At 43.6% G+C, this 19,107-nt stretch carries 15 protein-coding genes; 12 read left to right on the top strand and 3 right to left on the bottom strand.

Translation table 11 applies throughout. From position 1 onward, the window contains the following. The first annotated feature begins 16 nt into the window (after positions 1-16). The 3 genes from MHB85_RS15235 to MHB85_RS15245 all read left to right on the top strand — a co-directional run bounded on the left by MHB85_RS15235 (position 17) and on the right by MHB85_RS15245 (position 4,764). Positions 17-1,954: a beta-glucoside-specific PTS transporter subunit IIABC gene (locus MHB85_RS15235; RefSeq protein ID WP_192131564.1), complete on the top strand. Its 1,938-nt coding sequence runs from the start codon at positions 17-19 to the stop codon at positions 1,952-1,954. 42 nt (positions 1,955-1,996) lie between these two features. Further along, the gene (locus tag MHB85_RS15240) at positions 1,997-3,463 is read left to right on the top strand and encodes a glycoside hydrolase family 1 protein (RefSeq protein WP_192131562.1); all 1,467 of its coding nucleotides are present in this window, start codon (positions 1,997-1,999) and stop codon (positions 3,461-3,463) included. A 173-nt stretch (positions 3,464-3,636) separates the two neighbouring features. Beyond that, positions 3,637-4,764, top strand: a complete 1,128-nt coding sequence (locus MHB85_RS15245) for a phosphotransferase enzyme family protein (RefSeq protein WP_244660873.1) — start codon at positions 3,637-3,639, stop codon at positions 4,762-4,764. Positions 4,765-4,868: 104 nt separating this feature from the next. On the opposite strand, the gene MHB85_RS15250 is transcribed toward MHB85_RS15245, so the two are convergent. Further along, positions 4,869-5,699 (bottom strand): helix-turn-helix transcriptional regulator, encoded by an 831-nt coding sequence (locus MHB85_RS15250; RefSeq protein ID WP_244660872.1) that lies wholly within the window; start codon positions 5,697-5,699, stop codon positions 4,869-4,871. Positions 5,700-5,895: 196 nt separating this feature from the next. On the opposite strand from MHB85_RS15250, the gene MHB85_RS15255 reads away from it, so the two are divergent. Then, complete coding sequence (locus MHB85_RS15255; protein WP_192131558.1) at positions 5,896-7,302, top strand: family 4 glycosyl hydrolase; 1,407 nt, start codon at positions 5,896-5,898, stop codon at positions 7,300-7,302. A gap of 79 nt (positions 7,303-7,381) precedes the next feature. Here the strand turns inward: MHB85_RS15255 and MHB85_RS15260 are convergent, their stop codons facing one another. Then, a complete protein-coding gene (locus MHB85_RS15260) occupies positions 7,382-8,269 on the bottom strand; it encodes a LysR family transcriptional regulator (protein WP_192131556.1) in 888 nt (295 codons plus the stop codon). 346 nt (positions 8,270-8,615) lie between these two features. Between MHB85_RS15260 and MHB85_RS15265 the strand changes: the two genes are divergently transcribed. The 5 genes from MHB85_RS15265 (at position 8,616) to MHB85_RS15285 (ending at position 14,102) form a co-directional block, all read left to right on the top strand. After that, positions 8,616-9,362 (top strand): acetoacetate decarboxylase, encoded by a 747-nt coding sequence (locus MHB85_RS15265; RefSeq protein ID WP_192131555.1) that lies wholly within the window; start codon positions 8,616-8,618, stop codon positions 9,360-9,362. 14 nt (positions 9,363-9,376) lie between these two features. Continuing rightward, the gene (locus MHB85_RS15270) at positions 9,377-10,408 is read left to right on the top strand and encodes a ketopantoate reductase family protein (protein WP_192131552.1); all 1,032 of its coding nucleotides are present in this window, start codon (positions 9,377-9,379) and stop codon (positions 10,406-10,408) included. 192 nt (positions 10,409-10,600) lie between these two features. Next, positions 10,601-11,251, top strand: coding sequence for a hypothetical protein (locus MHB85_RS15275; RefSeq protein WP_192131550.1), 651 nt, complete (start codon positions 10,601-10,603; stop codon positions 11,249-11,251). A 336-nt stretch (positions 11,252-11,587) separates the two neighbouring features. Then, entirely contained in the window at positions 11,588-12,865 is a 1,278-nt protein-coding gene (gene codB / locus MHB85_RS15280; RefSeq protein ID WP_105598770.1) for a cytosine permease, read from the top strand. Continuing rightward, positions 12,834-14,102: a cytosine deaminase gene (locus tag MHB85_RS15285; protein ID WP_192131548.1), complete on the top strand. Its 1,269-nt coding sequence runs from the start codon at positions 12,834-12,836 to the stop codon at positions 14,100-14,102. Before codB ends, MHB85_RS15285 begins: the two co-directional genes overlap by 32 nt. A gap of 87 nt (positions 14,103-14,189) precedes the next feature. Here the strand turns inward: MHB85_RS15285 and MHB85_RS15290 are convergent, their stop codons facing one another. Then, positions 14,190-15,314 (bottom strand): GerAB/ArcD/ProY family transporter, encoded by a 1,125-nt coding sequence (locus MHB85_RS15290; protein ID WP_192131546.1) that lies wholly within the window; start codon positions 15,312-15,314, stop codon positions 14,190-14,192. 130 nt (positions 15,315-15,444) lie between these two features. Here MHB85_RS15290 and MHB85_RS15295 point away from each other — a divergent pair, with 130 nt between their 5' ends. From MHB85_RS15295 to MHB85_RS15305, 3 genes are all read left to right on the top strand, one after another. Then, positions 15,445-16,407 (top strand): helix-turn-helix transcriptional regulator, encoded by a 963-nt coding sequence (locus MHB85_RS15295; RefSeq protein ID WP_192131544.1) that lies wholly within the window; start codon positions 15,445-15,447, stop codon positions 16,405-16,407. Between the two features lie 156 nt (positions 16,408-16,563). Further along, on the top strand, positions 16,564-17,304 hold the full coding sequence (gene map, locus MHB85_RS15300) for a type I methionyl aminopeptidase (protein WP_091019006.1): 741 nt from the start codon (positions 16,564-16,566) through the stop codon (positions 17,302-17,304). Positions 17,305-17,474: 170 nt separating this feature from the next. Next, positions 17,475-18,713, top strand: a complete 1,239-nt coding sequence (locus tag MHB85_RS15305) for a DUF418 domain-containing protein (RefSeq protein ID WP_192131542.1) — start codon at positions 17,475-17,477, stop codon at positions 18,711-18,713. Positions 18,714-19,107 lie beyond the last annotated feature (394 nt).

The following is a 19,107-nucleotide window of genomic DNA, read 5'->3' on the forward strand; positions in this document are numbered from 1 at the left end:
AAAAGGAGGAAGCAACATGAATCATCGGGAGTTGTCCAAAGAAATTATCCAGTTAACAGGAGGGCAAGAGAATATTATCCAAGCCTGGCATTGCATCACACGGCTTCGGTTCAACGTTCGAGAGCAAAACAAAGTTCAATTGGAACAGATCAAAGCACTTGATGGTGTGCTCGGTGCACAGTTTCAGAACGATCAGTTTCAGGTGGTCATTGGCAACCAGGTTGCAGCCGTATATGAGCAGATCGAGGATCAGATGAAGCAGAGTAGCTTATCGAAGCCCGAAACAGACGCGCCACGCTCTAAAGGGTTTAATGCTGTGTTGGATACGATCTCCGGCATTTTCACTCCGATTCTGCCCGCCATCGTAGGTACAGGGATGTTAAAGGGGATTCTGGCACTGCTGGTTACACTTGGAGCGATACAGGAGAAAAGCGGTGAGTATCAAGTTCTGTCTTCAATAGCAAATGCGGCCTTTTATTTCTTGCCTTTTCTTCTGGCCCTATCATCAGCCAGAAAGTTCAAAGTGAATGAATATATTGCTCTTACGCTTGCAGGTACTTTATTGTATCCTACGATTCTGAACGCGTATCTGGCAAACCAGCTTGAACCGATTCGTTTTCTCTCGCTGCCCGTGTCCATTGTGAATTACACCCAGTCTGTTATTCCCATTATTCTGGGTGTATGGCTTCTGAGTTATGTACATCGCTGGGTGGATCGTTTTATTCCCGGTCCGGTCAAAGTCATCTTTACCTCGATGATTGTGCTAGTCATCACGGTGCCGATTCTATTAATTGCGATTGGCCCCCTAGGGAATTACATGGGCATCTATCTGGAAATGGGTACTTCTTGGCTCTTTGCCCATTCGGGTCCGTTAACCGGTATTATTCTTGGCGGCTTCATGCCGCTGATTGTTATGACGGGAATGCATTATGCGTTCTTCCCGGGCACATTGCAGAATCTGAGCAAACTCGGATATGACGTACTTTTGCTTCCAATCAACCTGATAACTAATATGAGCCAGGCTGGTGCAGTCACGGCTGTTTTCCTCAAGACCAAAGATAAAAGAATGAAATCTATTGCGTTATCCAGTGGAATATCCGCCTTGCTTGGCATTACTGAACCTGCACTGTACGGTGTCACCTTGAAGCTGAAAAAACCATTTTACGCTTCACTCATCGGTGGAGCAGCAGGGGGTGGATTTATAACCGCAGTGGGTCTGAAATGCTTCGGTTTTGCTGTGCCAGGATTGCTTTCACTTCCGTTATACATTGGCCCGAATGGTGGGATGTCCAATTTCTGGTATGCATTAATCGGAATCGGCATCAGCTTTAGCGTTTCCTTCGTGGTGACTTTGCTGCTCAAATGGGATGAGCCAAATACACGCAATTCCGCCATGCTCGACTCAACACAGACATTAACCGAACAGGAACAGGATACAATCATTTCCTTTTCTCAAGAAATGGTAACACCTGTCACAGTACATTCCATTGAGGAAAAGAAAGGGGAGGTGTTCAGCCCGCTCATTGGTGAATTGGTGCCGCTCTCAGAGCTTCCGGATCAAACGTTTGCCGAGGAATTGACCGGGAAAGGTATTGCCATTCGTCCGCAGGATGGACGTGTTACAGCTCCTTTTGACGGAACCGTCACGTTGGTTGCCAAAAGTAAACATGCGATTATGCTGACCTCCTCCAGTGGAATCGACATTCTCATTCATGTTGGACTAAACAGTGTGTCGCTCAAAGGGAAATATTTTGACGTGAAGGTAGTTGCCGGACAAGAAGTGAAGAAGGGTGAGTTGCTTCTGGAATTTGATATGGATGGCATTCAGGGTGCGGGTATTGATCTTGTGACACCAGTCATCGTAACCAATACGCCTGATTACCTCGATGTAGTACCTGTTCAGGTGAAGGGGGTGATTCCAATGAATGAATTGCTTCTCCTCACCGTTCGTTGACAGCTTCATGAATACCACATACAAAAAAAGGAGAGAAACAACATGACAAAAACAATTAAACACTCATTTCCTGAAGGATTTTTATGGGGCGGAGCTACCGCTGCCAATCAGCTCGAAGGTGCATATGATGCAGACGGCAAAGGACTATCTACCTCAGACATGGCTCCATTCGTTCCACATGAGGAGCGCAATGGCAAGGATTTCACCTTCGACGTGGATTCTATTCAATTAGAAGAATATCTGAGCGGTAACACCAACGTATATTTCCCGAAACGCAACGGCGTGGATTTCTATCATCGCTACAAAGAAGACATTGCCTTGTTTGCAGAGATGGGTTTCAAAGTGTTTCGTCTTTCGATCGCGTGGACACGGATCTTCCCAACAGGAGAAGAAGCCGTTCCCAATGAAGCTGGTCTTGCCTTCTATGATAACGTGCTCGACGAACTCTTGAAATACGGCATTGAGCCGCTCGTAACGATCTCTCACTACGAGATGCCCGTTGAGTTAACCCGCAAATACAACGGCTGGGAAAGCCGCGAGATGATCGATCTGTATCTGAAATTTGCCAATACGCTGTTTGACCGTTACAAAGACAAAGTGAAATACTGGATTACCTTCAATGAAATGAATATGATGCTGACAAGTCTGTATACTGGCGGCGGCATTCTGGAAGATAAAATCAAGGGAAACCCGGAGCAAGTGGCTTATCAGGCAACGCATCATCAGTTTGTAGCTAGTGCGCTGGCTGTCAAAAGCGGAAAAGAGAAAATGCCGAATGCACAAATCGGCTGTATGATCTGCCGTCTGGAAACGTATGCTGCTTCTAGTAAACCGGAGGACGTTCTGCAGACGCTGAAGGAAGATCAGATGAACCTGTTCTACCCAGAGGTGCAGGCACGAGGCGAATACCCATCCTATATGCAAAGATACTTTGAGGAAAATGGCATCGAACTCGTTAAAGCTACTGACGACGATGCCATTATCCGGGACAATACCGTGGACTTTATTGCTTTCAGTTATTACATGACGTATATCGGAAAATATGATCCCAATGACAACAGCAACTCTGGTATGCTGGTAAGTCAGATCAAAAACCCGCATCTGAAAGCTACCGAATGGGGATGGCCTATCGATCCAATTGGTCTTCGCGTCGCGCTGAACCGATTGTATGATCGTTACCGGATGCCGCTCTTCATCGTTGAGAACGGGCTGGGTGCTATCGACACACCGGAAGAGGACGGGACAGTGCATGACCCTTATCGCATCAATTACTTGCGCAGCCACATTGAACAGATGAAAGAAGCTGTCGCTGACGGCGTTGAATTGATGGGTTTCACTAGCTGGGGACCTATCGATATCATTAGTTGCTCAACTTCTGAAATGGGCAAACGTTATGGTTTCATTTACGTGGATCAAGACAATGCAGGACACGGTTCATTGGAAAGAACTCGCAAGGATTCCTTCTACTGGTACAAACAAGTTGTTGAAACGAACGGAGAAATCCTGTAATTATACAAAATTCTTACACGCCGCCCGTATGGGCGGTTCTTTATTTTACACTAGTAAAATAAGGGATAATTATGTAAACTTGTGATATTAAAACAAGATGAGTGAATTCAATGTCTAACAAGGTGATTGTGCTTTAGGTTCACAGAAGGATATTTGCGTTACAGGGATTCCTTTTGTGGACATTGCAGTGCGGGAAACCGTCCAAACAATGTTTACTGGAGGAGATTATTATTAATTTTAACGAAGCTGTTAACATCAGCAATACGCATGTATTGGCATTGGTATCCGAGTTGTTTGACCTGGAGGGTTACAACATTCAACTTATTCCGCCTCATGAGGGTGGGCGTAATGTTGTTTACACTTGTGAGCAAGAGGGGCATGAATCGCTAATTCTCAGAGTGTCTTTTTTGCCTGACAGAAGGCGGGAAGATTATATTGCCGAACTGGAGTATGTTCGGTATTTATTTGAGCACGGTGCAAGTGTCTCGAATGTGGTCAACTCGAAAAAGGGCCATCTGCTAGAAGAGGTCACATATGATGAGCATACATTCTTTATCTGTATGTTTGTGAAGGCCAAGGGGAAGTTGCTGGTAGAAAACCATTATCAGTACCGTGAAGGGGTCCCACTTACCGAATATTATTATAATAGCGGTAAAGTTTTGGGGGAAATGCATCAGCTATCCAAAAGCTATGAACCTGTTCATGGCAGGCATCATTTTTTGGACAAATATAATACGGAGCATATCGAGAGGTTGGTCCCTGAATCATTCTCTTTGCTCAGAAGCAAAATGGTGGAACTACTGCAAGCAGTAAAAGAATTGGAGTCGAGCAAGGAGACATTGGGCATGATCCATTTCGATTATAATGACGGGAATTATTCGATCGATTTTGATACGGGACAAATCACGGTATATGATTTCGACAATTCCTGTTATGGCTGGTACATGTTTGACCTCGCAGGTATGTGGATCAACGGAGTCGGTTGGGTTCAATTTGAACCTGAAGCGGACAAACGTAAACAGTTCATGGATGAGTATTTCCAAACCGTGCTCGCCGGATACAGATCAGAAACCCAGGTTTCTGATGCGATGCTGGAGAAGCTGCCTTTATTTATTCAAGTCAGCCTTCTGGAGAATATTGTGGATCATTTTGAGGTGGCGCAGCGCGAAGGGAAAGAACCAGAAGAAGATGACGAGGTTCTGTTATATCTCATTAAATGTCTGGAAGAGGATATACCATTTAAGGGATTTTTCCATGATATCTATTCGAGTGAAGCACCCTTTGAATATGAGGAGCGCTGAAGGGTCTAGACCCTAATTAAACCAATAACCAATGATTCTAATGATTCACCAAGGTGGGGAGGCAGCCGGATCGACCGGTTGCCTCTTTGTTTGTTTGCGGTATGTTATTCAAATTTGGAAGGAGGCACGTTGTAGAATTTTTTGAATGCTTTGGAGAACGTAAAGGGATCAGGATATCCCAGAAATCCGGCAATTTGCTGGATCGTATATTTTTTCTCGTACAGATAATCTCTGGCCCGGTTCATTTTGATTTGATTAATGTACTGCCCAGGTGTGATACCGAGAATTTTTTTGAACAAAGAAATAAAATATTTCTCAGAGACGCCAGCAATAACAGCAAGTTCATTCACTCGGATGGCACGATGCAGATTCGCATCCACGTATGGGAATACGTTCTGCAGAACCTCCAGGCTTGCTTCAATTTTCCTCGGTTTCCGGTCTTTCAAGAATTCACCTTGATATGAGCCTTGACCATGTAATTCGAAAATTTTGGCGATGACGAGAAGTAGAGCAGCTTTCATGTAAAGTGGACTTCCGGAAGCACTATTACTCTGCTTGAACCTTCGATAGGATGAGGTGAACAGCGTTGATTCCTCTTGAATAAGATTGCCAGGTACAATGCCCGGAAGTTGAAACTCACCGAGAATTCGCTTTTGCTCAGCGATGCTGAAATCAAAGTGCATGTATATAAATCGGCACAGATCTCCGGTCGTGGAAGCAGTGTAGGGCATATCCGGATAAAAAAACACGACGTCACCAGGGCCTGCCATATGCTCGATTCCATCGATGGTGATCTGGACGTAGCCTGCTGTAATGAACCACAGATCATAATCGGAATGTGACTTGTGCTCAATCCAATGACTGTCATGCGTCTGTTCCAGATAAGAGCTCATGCGAAGCGTGATATACTCCGAAAGCTCGTCGATTATACTCATATTTACAGTTCCTGCATGCATCGAATTCAGCCTATCCTCTCTACTTTATGACATCCTTCATTTTTCCCTATCATATCAAAGGAATTATCTCTTGTTAATTATCGTACGATATGACATGTATTGAAAACTATCACACATTCCGATTCCAGCCCACTCACCTATAATGAATTTATATCGTTACGAGGAGGGGTTATTGATGAATGCTACAAGCACACAGCACCCAAAGGTAGTTGTTATTGGGGCGGGCAGCCTGTTTTTTGGTCGGCAGTCCATCTGGCAGATGGTACACTCCCCATATTTGAACCAGGGAACGCTGGCTTTGGTGGATACGGATGAGGAACGGCTCTCGAAAATGGTAAAACTAGCGGAAATGGTCGCCAAGGAGAACAACGTATCCCTAAAGATTGAGGGTTCAGTGGACCGAAGACAGGTACTACCGGGAGCCGACTTCGTTGTGCTCAGCTTTGCGGAGCAATCGGTGAAATATCGGGGCATCGACTGCCAGATTTCTCTAAAGTATGGGATTCGCATGTGTTCTGGCGATACGATTGGCCCGGGCGGGATCTTTCGTGCGATGCGTGAACTGCCGGTTATTATGGAATGCGCTAAAGACATTGAGGAGTTGTGTCCGGATGCTTGGGTGATCAATTATATTAACCCGTCTACCGTACATGGCATCGCATTACATCGATATGCTCCGAAGCTTAAATCGTTTGCGCTGTGCGATAGTCATCATATGCCCCATAAGAAAGCCTATTATGCCGTACGAGCCGGAATCATCGGAAATACAAGCCAGTTCACTGCAGAAATAGACCAGAAATTCGATTTTCGCATCGCTGGTGTTAATCATTTCACTTGGCTGCTCAAAGCCGATTATGAAGGAAAAAATGTGATGCCCACAATTGCAGAAGCCATGCGCAAGCTGGCAGGTGATGAGAATAACGGTGGCGATCGCGGCGCAAAAGCTCTTTTTAACGATGCAATTACCTATGAACTATATGATATTTTCGGAATCATTCCCACTTGTACGGCGCATACGAAGGAATACGTTCGGTATTGGCAGGGGCTTGGCAAAACTGAGGACACGATTCCTCCATTATCGATCTGGGAGACAGAGGACAGGTATGAGCGTCATGACGAAATGTGGCGTCAGGTAGATGACTTTCTTGCAGGGAACATCCCCATCGCCGATTACATGAGTACTTTTGGGCCGGATCATGCGACCGACATCATTGAGAACATGGTGGGGAACTTGGGCAAAAAATTCTTCATCAATACGCTCAATCAAGACGCTGTAACCAATATGAATGCAGATTCCTTCCTGGAACTACTATGTGATGTAGATATGGATGGCGCGAAACCACTCCATGTAGGCGAGATGCCGCGTGGAATTAGAGGGATGCAAGAACTTGTACTTGATACGCATGAGCTTACGGTTGAAGCTGTTTTGGAACAAAGCTACGAGAAGCTGAGAAGGGCGATGCTCACCGACCCGCTCGTAAGTTCCATCAGTGACGCGGACAAGATCATCCATGAATTGTTGGAACTGGAGCGTAAGATGATTCCGGACGTTTGGTATAAGGATAGACTGCAGTATAGCTAGAACAGAGAACGATAATAGACCACGTCAGCTCCTTCAAAGGGCTAATGTGGTCTTTGCTCTTTACTATTTTCAAAAAATCCTACTCCACTTTAAACAAGCCAGCATGGTCTTCATAATACGAAGTAATAAAATCACGAAATTCGCTTACAGCAGGAGATAACCATTTTTGTTTGACCCAGGATAGGCTAATAGGATATATCGCTGAATCATCAGCAATTTTTACATAACGTAACCCTAGTGTTCTACATACGGAGATCGGAAGCAACGCAACACCCTGGTTAAGTCTAATAATTTCGAGCAGGGTATGAGAATCGACCTCAAATGCATGATTGGGCAGGAAACCTGCTTTTTCACAGAGCATGGTGGTAAACCGGCTGTACTCCTTATTATCGGCAAGGGAAATAAAGGGCTCATTTGCAACAACACTTAATGAAATACTTGTTTCTCCGCCGTATATATGATCCGTGGGCACAACAAGAACAATATCCTCCTCAACCAGGACAAAACTCTCAATCTCCTCATCCTGAATCGGATGCCCCGTAATCCCCAGATGCATGTCGCCTTTCTTCAAACCTGTAATAATTTCACTGCGGGTTCCAATACCCTGATGAAGCTTAGTTTCGGGGGAAGCGTTGATATAGTCACTAATGAGACCTGTGAGGAACCGAGTATTCGTAATTGAGATCCGGATTGTATTGGATATTTGCTGTTCCTCCGCTTTAATCTCCATCTCTGCATTTTCAATTTCAATAAAAATTCTGTTCACATGTTTCAATAAAATTTCACCTGAGGAGTTCAATTGAATGTTTCGTCCTCTCCTATGAAATAGGGGGGTACCCAGTTCATCCTCAAGTCTTTTGATCGTTAAACTTAGGGAAGGTTGAGCGATATTCAATTGTGCAGCTGCCTTGGAGATGTGTTCAGTATAGGCAACGGTCTGAAAGTATTTGAGTTGAAGCAATTCCATACAAGGACACTCCTTATTTATTCTGATAAATATATATAGTACTTATTATGTATTATATTAAATTTAAATATTGATGTAGAATTTTTTTATGAGATACAGTTCAAATTTCGAATACCAAAAACCTGACTATATAAGTTGAACTAATCATTTACACAATAACGGAGAGGACAGAAAAAATCTGAAAAAGCGAAGCGTGCGCCTTTATCACCGGATTTTCCCCTTTAGAAGGGGAATCGAAAAATCTGGGGATAACAGCGATTGGAAGGTTGTTCTGTCATCGTAGTGTCAGTGTAAATAATCTTTAGTTCAACTTATATAGAACCAAAACATAAGGTAGGTGTCTTTGATGAAAATCGATGTGAATAACATAGCTAAAAATCTGAATACACCCCTAACGGCTCCGGCATACCCAATGCCACCGTACAAATTCGTGAATCGTGAGTACTTGAATATTATTTACCGAACCGATGAAAAAGCTTTACGGGCAGCCGTACCAGAACCTCTCGAAATCACTGAACCTTTGGTTAAATTCGAAGTGATGTGGATGCCGGATGTTTCTGGACTGGGGGCTTATACAGAAGCTGGACAAGTTATCCCTGTGCAATTCAATGGGGAGAAGGGCGATTATGTGCATTCGATGTACGTAGACAATTTCCCCGCGATTGCAAGTGGTCGAGAGCTCACCGCCTATCCGAAAAAGCTGGGAGCGCCTAAGTTGTATACCGATTCAGATACACTAGTTGGCACACTTGATTATGGAACGCTGCGTGTAGCCACGGCAACGATGGGGTATAAACACGTGGAGATGGATAAGGAGCTCGCCAAACGTGAAATATGCCGACCTAATTTTATGATTAAGATTGCTACGGGCTATACCGGGAATTTAAGAATATGTGATCTGATCCGTACTCAAATTACGGACATCGAAGTGAAGGAAGCTTGGACAGGACCTGCCCGGCTTCAATTGTTCGAACATGCGTTGGCACCTCTTGCAGATCTGCCTGTGTTGGAAGTGGTGTCCGCTTCTCATATCCTTACCAACCTAACCTTAAACGCTGCACAACCTGTATATAACTACCTGGAAGAGAAATAAGGAGGAAAAATAAAATGAGAATTGCGATTGTAGGCGCGGGATCTTTGGGAACCATTGTAGGCGCATATCTTGCGGATGGCGGACTGGACGTTGAGTTAATTGATGCATATCAAGAACATGTAGATGCTTTAAATCAGACGGGTGCTAAAGTGACGGGTACTACGGAGTTTCAGGCAAAAGTAAAAGCAATTACGCCTGATCAGAAATCAGGCCAATATGACCTCGTTTTACTTTTGACCAAACAACTTTATAACGATTCGATTCTTCAGGAATTACTTCCATTCTTGAAAGAAGACAGTATGGTGTGTTCCTTGCAGAACGGGATTCCGGAAGAAAAAGTCGCGTCTATTGTTGGTGAAGAACGCGTCATTGCAGGCTCCGTTGAGTTTGGCGCTACGTTTATTAAACCAGGTGTATCAAGTCTCACAACGGAGTACACTCAATTTAAGCAGTATGCTTTTCAGATTGGTGAATTGAATGGTGAGATTACCGAACGAATTCAACGCGTGAAATCGGTGTTGGACCTTGTGGGTGGAACTCATATTTCCGATAATTTGGTTGGAACCAAATGGTCCAAATTGCTTATCAACAATGCATTCAGTGGTTTGTCCGCTGCATTGAATGGGGAATATGGGGACATCATCGATCATGAAGCTGGCATTGTGAGTGCAGCTCATATTGCGGACGAGACGATTAAAGTTGCTCGCGCCAATGGGGTCACATTGGTTAAAATGAATGGATTTGATATCGCCTCACTCGAACTGAATAGCGAAGAAGATATCCCTGAACGGGTGAAAACATTACGTTACGTGATGGAACCCTCCAGACTGCTCAAAGCAAGCATGCTTCAAGATCTGGAGAAGAACCGCAAAACGGAAATTGATTATATTAACGGGGTGGTTTCAAGCAAGGCAGAAGGTACCGGAATTGCGACACCTTATAATGATTTGGTTGTACAACTGGTCAAATCTGCTGAAGAAACTCATACCGTTCCTGATTTTGACACGAATATAAAAGCTTTTGAAGAACTATTAAGTGCACAATAATAATTCAATTATTTCAACTGAAAGTCGCTAATATAGCGGCTTTTTTGTTTTAACAGTAAATCTAGTCAGGCGTGATTTTGCGACAGATAGAATATTCTTCGTGATTTTGTTTCCTAAAATTATACAAAAAGGGGGATTGAATTTGATATAATATAGACTTGCTGGTTATTTTTCTATTCGAAGGAGATACATATGAGGAAATCTTGGGGGGAATTCGTTTTTTATTTGGCGGTGTTTGTCTTTGTTTTGTTTATGACCTGGAATGACTATTCACTATTTTGGACAATAGGGGGTGTAGTCGTTACCATTCTTATCGCGTTTATTAAGCATGTTTTTTATCCTTTAGTATTTGATAAGCGTATAGATCGTTTAGAGTCCTTTTTATCCAAGCAGCAAAATACACCTGGGACATACATTATTTATGTTCTTGCGAACAGACTTGATGATGAGGTAGAACTAGTTATGGAGCAGATTATGCAGAAATATAAGCGAAGAACAACACAAGCACAGTTCAAGGCAGCTTACGGATTATATCGCAAGGATATGTTTGCCATTCGGCAAGCTGTACCTCATATCGGCTTATCGGACTACCGTACATATTACGAAACCATTCTACTCTTGGAAGACGGGAGAAGTGAAGAGGCGCGTGAAAGACTTCAATCCATTAAAAAACAGTGGATGAGATCAACATTGCTCGCGGGTCTTGAACTCAAAGCAGAAAACCGCGATACCGCTATACAGCACGCGCATGAAGCACTTAACTCTTCCAGAGGTGTTGATCGTTATGTCTTGTATAAGGAATACGAAAGAGTATTACCAGAGGTTGTTGGCCACATATCGTAAACTCGAGTTAAGGAGGAATGATCAAAAAAACAGCTTGCTGTATAAGGAATTAATAACCTTTGGATAATAATGACATTGACAACTGCGGGGTTTTCCAAAATAATAGTATGTAATTGAATACTGGTACCTTTAATTCAGTCCAGAGAGGCTGGCAAGGGCAGCGGATTTCATAATCACGCGAGAATCAGGGCATATTCCGTAATAGGATGCGATGCGCTGTGTCTTCGCGCGGATTATGATGCAAAAAGAGGCTACTTGTCAGTGTATAACTTGACGAGTAGCCTCTTTTTTCTGCTTTTTTTGGTATCAGATACACTTTATGTTGGGGGTATTCTGATGAGCAAACAAGATCAAGAGTTTTCATGGCAAGCCGTGCCGAAATCGCAAAGAAACCAATTTTGGAAAACATTATCCGTCATGCTGGGTTTCACTTTCTTCTCTGCAAGCATGCTGGCAGGAGGCACCTTGGGCGTCAGCTTGACGTTCATGGAGTTCATTGGCATCGTACTTGCAGGCAATCTGGTGCTCGGTATCTACACAGGGGCACTGGCACATATCGCCGCCAAAACGGGTCTGTCCACACATTTGCTCGCTAAATATGCGTTCGGTGCGAAAGGGTCGTATCTGCCTTCGTTCCTGCTAGGCTTCACACAGGTCGGATGGTTCGGAGTGGGGGTAGCGATGTTCGCGATTCCGGTCGCCAAAGCCATGGACTGGAACGTGTACCTGCTAATCATCGTGTTCGGACTTGCCATGACAGCATCAGCCATCTTTGGCATGAAGTCACTCGTCATTCTCGGATATATCGCGGTTCCTGCGATTGCCATTCTCGGTGGTTATTCCATGTTCGAAGGTGCAGGTTCGCTGGGTGGTCTGCAAGGGTTGCTAGATTACACGCCGACTCAGTCGCTTACCGCGGCGGCAGCATTAACGATCTGTATCGGATCATTCATCAGCGGCGGAACGCTGACACCCGATTTTGCCCGCTTTTCCCGAACATCGAAACAGGCAGTTACCGCAACAGTAATTGCATTTTTCCTGGGTAACTCACTCATGTTTCTGTTCGGTGCGGTTGGTGCGATGGCTTATAACCTGGCTGATATCTCGGAGGTCATGTTCCTGCAAGGATTGATCATCCCGGCAATTATTGTTCTGGGCCTGAATATCTGGACGACCAACGATAATGCACTGTACGCTTCGGGTCTTGGTTTTGCGAACATCACCAAAATCTCAAAGAAATTCTTCGTCATCGTAAACGGCATCGTGGGTACCGTATTCGCCATGTGGATGTACAACAACTTCGTCAGTTTCCTGAACGTACTGGGTGCGGCGGTACCATCCATCGGGGCTATTATTATCGCAGATTACTTCATTGTGAAACGTAGAAACTATAAGCCATTTGCCGACATGTCATTCAAAAATGTAAACTGGGTAGCAATGGTGGCTTGGGCCATCGGTGTTGCATTCGCCCAACTGGCTCCTGGCGTAACACCATTGAACGCGCTGCTTGGTACAGCAGTGGCCTATATCGTTTTGATGCTGATTATTCCTGCCAAAGAAACCAAAGAAATGGGGAAAATAAATGATTATACAGAACGCAAAATTGCGGGGTAAAGAAGGACTATGGAATATCGTTGTAAAAGAAGGAAAGTTTGAACAAATTGCACAATCGCTGGAAGTGACCGAGAATGAAGAGATCCTGGATGTCAACGGATCGCTTGTGCTGCCACCTTTCATTGAGCCGCATATTCATCTCGATACAACGCTCACAGCAGGTGAGCCGGAATGGAATCTAAGCGGAACGCTGTTCGAAGGCATCCAACGCTGGTCAGAGCGCAAGGCTTTCTTGACACATGAAGATGTCAAAACACGGTCTAAAACGGCACTGAAATGGCAGTTGGCACAAGGTATCCAGCATGTACGGACTCATGTGGACGTTACCGATCCAAGCTTGATCGCCGTTAAAGCGATGCTTGAAGTAAAAGAAGAAATGGCTCCATATATGGACATCCAGCTTGTTGCTTTCCCACAGGAAGGCATTCACTCTTATCCAAACGGGGCAGAATTGCTGGAAGAGTCACTGAAAATGGGTGTTGACGTGGTCGGCGGCATTCCACACTTCGAATTCACACGGGAATACGGCGTTGATTCAATGAAAGTTGCGTTTGATCTGGCCGAAAAATATGACCGTCTGATCGACATCCATTGTGATGAAATTGATGACGAGCAATCCCGTTTTGTTGAAGTTGTTGCCAAGGAAGCTTACGAACGTGGACTGGGTTCACGAACAACGGCAAGCCACACGACAGCAATGGGCTCATACAATGATGCTTATACGTACAAATTGTTCCGTTTGCTGAAGATGGCCGATTTGAACTTTGTCTCCAATCCGCTGGTTAACATTCACCTGCAAGGACGCTTCGACACGTATCCGAAGAGAAGAGGGCTGACGCGTGTCAAAGAGTTGCAGGAAGCAGGTCTGAATGTGTGCTTTGGTCACGATGACATCTTCGATCCATGGTATCCGCTCGGTACAGGCAACATGCTGCAAGTACTGCACATGGGGATTCATGCTTCGCAGTTGCTTGGTTACGACCAGATCGTGAATTCGATCGACCTCATTACGAAAAACAGCGCAAGAACGTTGAACATTGAGGATGTATACGGTATTGAAGAAGGTAAACCTGCTAACTTCATCGTACTTGAAGCAGAGAACGAATATGAGGCTGTTCGCAAACAAGCCGGCGTACTTTATTCCTACAGAGGCGGCCTTAAAATCGCGGAATCGAAGCCGCGGGACACATCCATCATTTTTGAAGGCGGTACAGAAAAGGTTACTTTTAATAAATAATAAGAAAATATACTCCCATTAAAAGTCGCTATTTTAGCGGCTTTTTTTGCTTTTTGGTACTGTCTACATACAATAAGAACCAAACATTCAGCCTGCCTTAAGGGCTTCACTAGAAGCCTGCTTCCCGCCTTTTTTACGAACAAAACTAATGATCAGCAGTAGCAGTGGTAACAAGCCAAATAAAAAAATGGATATATTGCCAAGAAAATCACCCAAAGCTAACGTTTCCTCCAGGTTTTTAGGCAAGTAAGCAATTACATACAAGACCGGCAGCATTGCGAATTGTATGATCGTAATATTTTTGAGACGAAACAAATCTCGGATCCCGATTGCCGCAAAATAGTGTTTGAACGCATAGGTTGCAAAGATTTGCATCAGCCAAAACACAATGAACAGTGATTCATAACGTTCGAATAGAAACCCCTCAATTTCAAAACTCCGAACCATGTCGAACGTTGGCCACATTCGTGTTTGAATTCCTGGCAAGGATAAATTCCCCACCACGGTGACAATCGTGACCAAATATATGATCGTACAACTAAGTATGCTGTATATAGCAGCTTTATTGCTCGCTTTCACGTCCACCATGTAAGCTGTGATGATGAGTAACACTTCATATCCGGAATAGGAGAGACACGAAGGTTTAAGACCCTTCAACACAGGCATGAATCCATCGCCCAGGAGTGGTCTGAGGTTATTAAGTTCAAACATCTTGGTGCTTAAAAGGAAAACCAGCGCTAGCAGTACAAGCGTAACGGGCAACACGATTGAAAAGACCCGGATGATGACCTTAAGACCACCCGTTAACATATAAATCCCAATCCACAAACTGACCATAATGGTGACCCAAGTAGGCGTGCGCTCAAGGATGTACATACTTGTAATTTCGGCCATGACTCTAACTTCGAATGAACAAAGAACAACAAAATACACGATAATTAAAAGTCCCAATAGATAAGCAATCCACTGACCTGTAATTTCGGGTATAAATTCGAATACCGTTTTACCGGGGAATCTACGACACAAGGTTACAAGGAGGATGCTGATTGTGGTTACAATTAATCCTGATAAAATGACAGAAATCCATACATCAGGTGTCCCTACTGCTTTACTAATTGTGCGAGGGAGTGTTAAAATTCCAGCTCCGAGTATGGAATTGATAACTACAATAATAACCTCGGAGGTATTAATATTAGATGTGGATTGCTTCATTGGCCTTCGCTCCAAACTGGAGAATATATTTCTAGGTAGTATCGCCCAACGCAGTTGTTTTATGTAAAATATGCTGTACTCATATAATGTAGAGATATCCAATAATGAATTGAAGATGAGGGTGCAGGTTATGCCAAAGAACGATAATATGTTAGCCATTTTATGGATGCTGAATTCAGGCACCAAAGTAACTGCAAAACAGATGTCCGAAAAGTTAGAAATCAATATAAGAACCGTATATCGATATATTGATGCATTATGTGCCAGTGGAGTACCGATTATTTCCGATACAGGTCACAACGGCGGGTATAGCTTGCTGAATCAGCATATCAAAGCACCTCTGTTATTTGATATTGATGAAAAAAAGGCACTTCTCCAAGCTGCTGTGTTTGCAAAAGAAGCTGGATATCCTTTGAGTGAGGCATTGGACAATGCAACATCCAAATTGAAAATGTATTCAAATCAGGATCAGGAAAACACACTTCGTCGTCATTTAGCTGGATTTAACGTTATCAATCGTATGGGAGATCCATCCGTTCAGCCGATCTTGGCGGAATTGGAGCAAGCCGTGGCTAATGACTGCTCTGTCGAAATTGATTATCGCAGAAGCCGTGATGAACAACCCAAGAATAGAGTAATAGACCCGTATGGAATGGTTTACTGGAATAATAAATGGTATACCATTGCGTTTTGCCACCTGAGAAATGAATTCCGCAGCTTTCGGGCAGATCGTATTCTACGAATGAAGCCTACTTCGCTGCGCTTTAAGCGTTCGGAAGTTTTTTCAGCCCGTGAATTATTTATGCAAAATTTGTTACCTGATGTAGTGGGCAAAGAGGGGTTAATTTCCTTGGTTATCGAAGGCCGATCAGAGGCATTGGATGACTTGGGGCTGCATTGGTTTATGGGACATTATCTGAAAGAGCGGACTTCTAATCAAGCCATCTTTTTATTTGATGAAAAATCGATTGATACATACGTCCCCTATTTTCTCCTCTCCTATGGGAAATCCATTCAAGTCATCGAACCACAGCGTGTGAAGGACAGACTTGTTGCTGTTGTATCCGAGTTAATGGAATACTATCAACTCTAACAACTTCACTGACAGTATTTGAACTCATCGGATTTTGATCTGTGAACTTGATAAAAAAGTTGCGAAGCTTTGCTGCTTTGGATATGATTATCTAATGTTCAATCAAAAAAATACTTATGTAATCAATTAGTGATAAAAGATAGTGAGGTAGAAAAAATGATCGCAAGAACAGAAGAAGATTTTAATGGCTTGAAGGAAATTGGCAAAATTGTTGCTGCTATTAGAGATGAATTGGTTCAAAGAACTATCCCAGGCATAACCACTAAAGAACTTGATGATTTGGCAGGAGAGCTTTTTGAGAAAGCTGGCGCAGTTTCTGCTCCAAAAAGTGAATATAATTTCCCGGGATTTACTTGTATTAGTGTTAATGAAGAAGTGGCACATGGTATTCCTGGAGATCGGGTTATTCAAGAAGGGGACATCGTCAATATTGATGTGTCTGGTTCCAAGAACAGTTATTTTGCAGATACGGGAATCTCGTTTGTCGTAGGCGAAGGTGCAGAAGTATTAACGAAAATATGCGACGTTGTTAAACTGGCATTTGAAGCAGGTCTTAAAAAAGCAAAACCGGGCTCCAAAAAAAGCGGAATCGGAAAAGCCGTATTCCAAACTGCCAGACAGCATGAATTAACGGTTATCAAAAACCTTACAGGACATGGTGTTGGACGTGGAATACACGAAGCACCTGACCACATCTACAATTATAATGATCCATCGGATGATGAATTGTTAAAAGAAGGTATGGTTATCGCATTCGAGCCATTTATCTCAACTTCAGAAGAAGAAGTAGAACAAACAGGAGATGGCTGGACCTTTGTTACTAAAAACAGCTATGTAGCTCAAATAGAACATACCATTATTCTTACTAAAAATGGTCCGATTATTGTCACTATTTAAGGTGTTCAAACTGAAAGTCGCTAAATTTAGCGACTTTTTTTGTTTTTGTTGTATTGGTACGTTAAAGTAAATCACAATTTAAATGTTCACTTATTAATTTATGTTGAAATTATGGAAGGATTTAACGTATATTTAGATCTGATCTTTATGTTATAGACAGAGGTGATTGATTGAGCACATCAACAAAGCGCGTTCAAGTCATTGATGGACTGCGTGGATTCAGTCTGGCCGGCATTGTGCTGGCGAATATGCTGGCTTTCCAATATGGAATGTATGGCCAGAGCAAACCCCAACTGTTCGGGATTGGCGGAGCAGATCAGGCTTTCCTCTCGTTCCTGCTGATCACTGTGGTGGGCAGTTTTATGCCGATTTTTGCATTTATGTTTGGCTTTGGAATGGTTAAGCTCTCGGAAAGCCTAAAATCACGAGATTTACGACCAAAATGTCATCTGGCACGCCGTTTTCTACTACTGTTTGGAATCGGATTACTGCACATCATCTATCTGTGGGAAGGGGATATCCTGACGTTTTATGGCGTACTCGGTTTCTTCCTGCTCATGTTCCTTAATCGGAAGCCTATAACGCTGCTTATTTGGGCGGTACTGCTACTCGTGGGAGCGGGCATACTTGGTCTCCCGGCATCTAATCCGATGAACCCGCTGGCGATTGAGTCCATTCATATGGAGAACTACATCATTCAAAGTCAGGATGTTTACGGCAACGGCACATACGCGGAAATCAGGAATTTCAGTAATAACGGCGATCCATTCGGCGGGGATTTGGAGCTGTCATATGCCTTGATAGCCCTGATGTTAGCACCACTCATGACGGTGCCGATGTTCCTGTTCGGCATGCGCGCTGCCAGAATCGGCACGTTTAGCGATCCGCAAGCGATGCGGACTATGTATCTTCGCCGGGCATCATTATTGATTCCAGTTGGTTTGATACTCAAAGCATACGGCGTATTGGCGCCACAATTGGGTGCGGAAGGTTGGCTCGGAATTGGAATCGGGGGGACGCTTGGAGGAACGTTGCTTGCACTCGGATACATTTATGCATTTGCACTGTTGTATGCGGGAAGTCGCCATTCCAGCCTGTTGGGCAGGTTCGAGGCGGTTGGCCGTCTCTCGTTGACGAATTACCTGATGCAGAGCGTAATCTGTACGACAATTTTCTATGGATATGGCCTGGGACTGTTTGGAAGTGCTGGCGTGTTTATCGGAGCAATTATTGCACTTGCTGTGTACGGTATTCAATTGTGGCTCAGTCCGCTCTATCTCAAGAAATTTAGCAATGGTCCTGTCGAGTACCTGCTACGGATTTGGACATATCTGTCCTGGAAAGGGCAGCCAAGAAAGAAGAAAAGATCGAACTTAACTACGAATGAAAACGCGCCTGGTGTTCAGTAAGCATAATGTGTTATCGTGAAACGCAAAAAGAAGCTCGTTCTGTTAAAGAAAGGGCTTCTTTTTTTGTAAGATACTAATTTGTAACAGATAAGATACGCCAGTCGGATCCTTCCTTTTTCATAAAGTACAGCTTATCTGTTTCGTCTGCTAATAAGGGGAATCACTGAAATATACATTTTGTTGCTTCACAAAAACCTCAATAACACCATCTGGAAGCAAGTTAAACCACGGATCATCGATGTAGTGAAACTTGTTAATTCCCGCTTCCTTAAGGGCAGCTGTAATTTCTTCTTTACTGGAATAGGTGACAAGTTGCGGTTCAGGTAACTAATTAGGTAAGGGCTTCAAGTCCGAAATTAAAATACTGCCAATATAGGAACTTTCAATTGTAATA

It is taken from the genome of Paenibacillus sp. FSL K6-4396 (genome assembly GCF_038002525.1).
Taxonomy (GTDB): Bacteria; Bacillota; Bacilli; order Paenibacillales; family Paenibacillaceae; genus Paenibacillus; species Paenibacillus amylolyticus_B.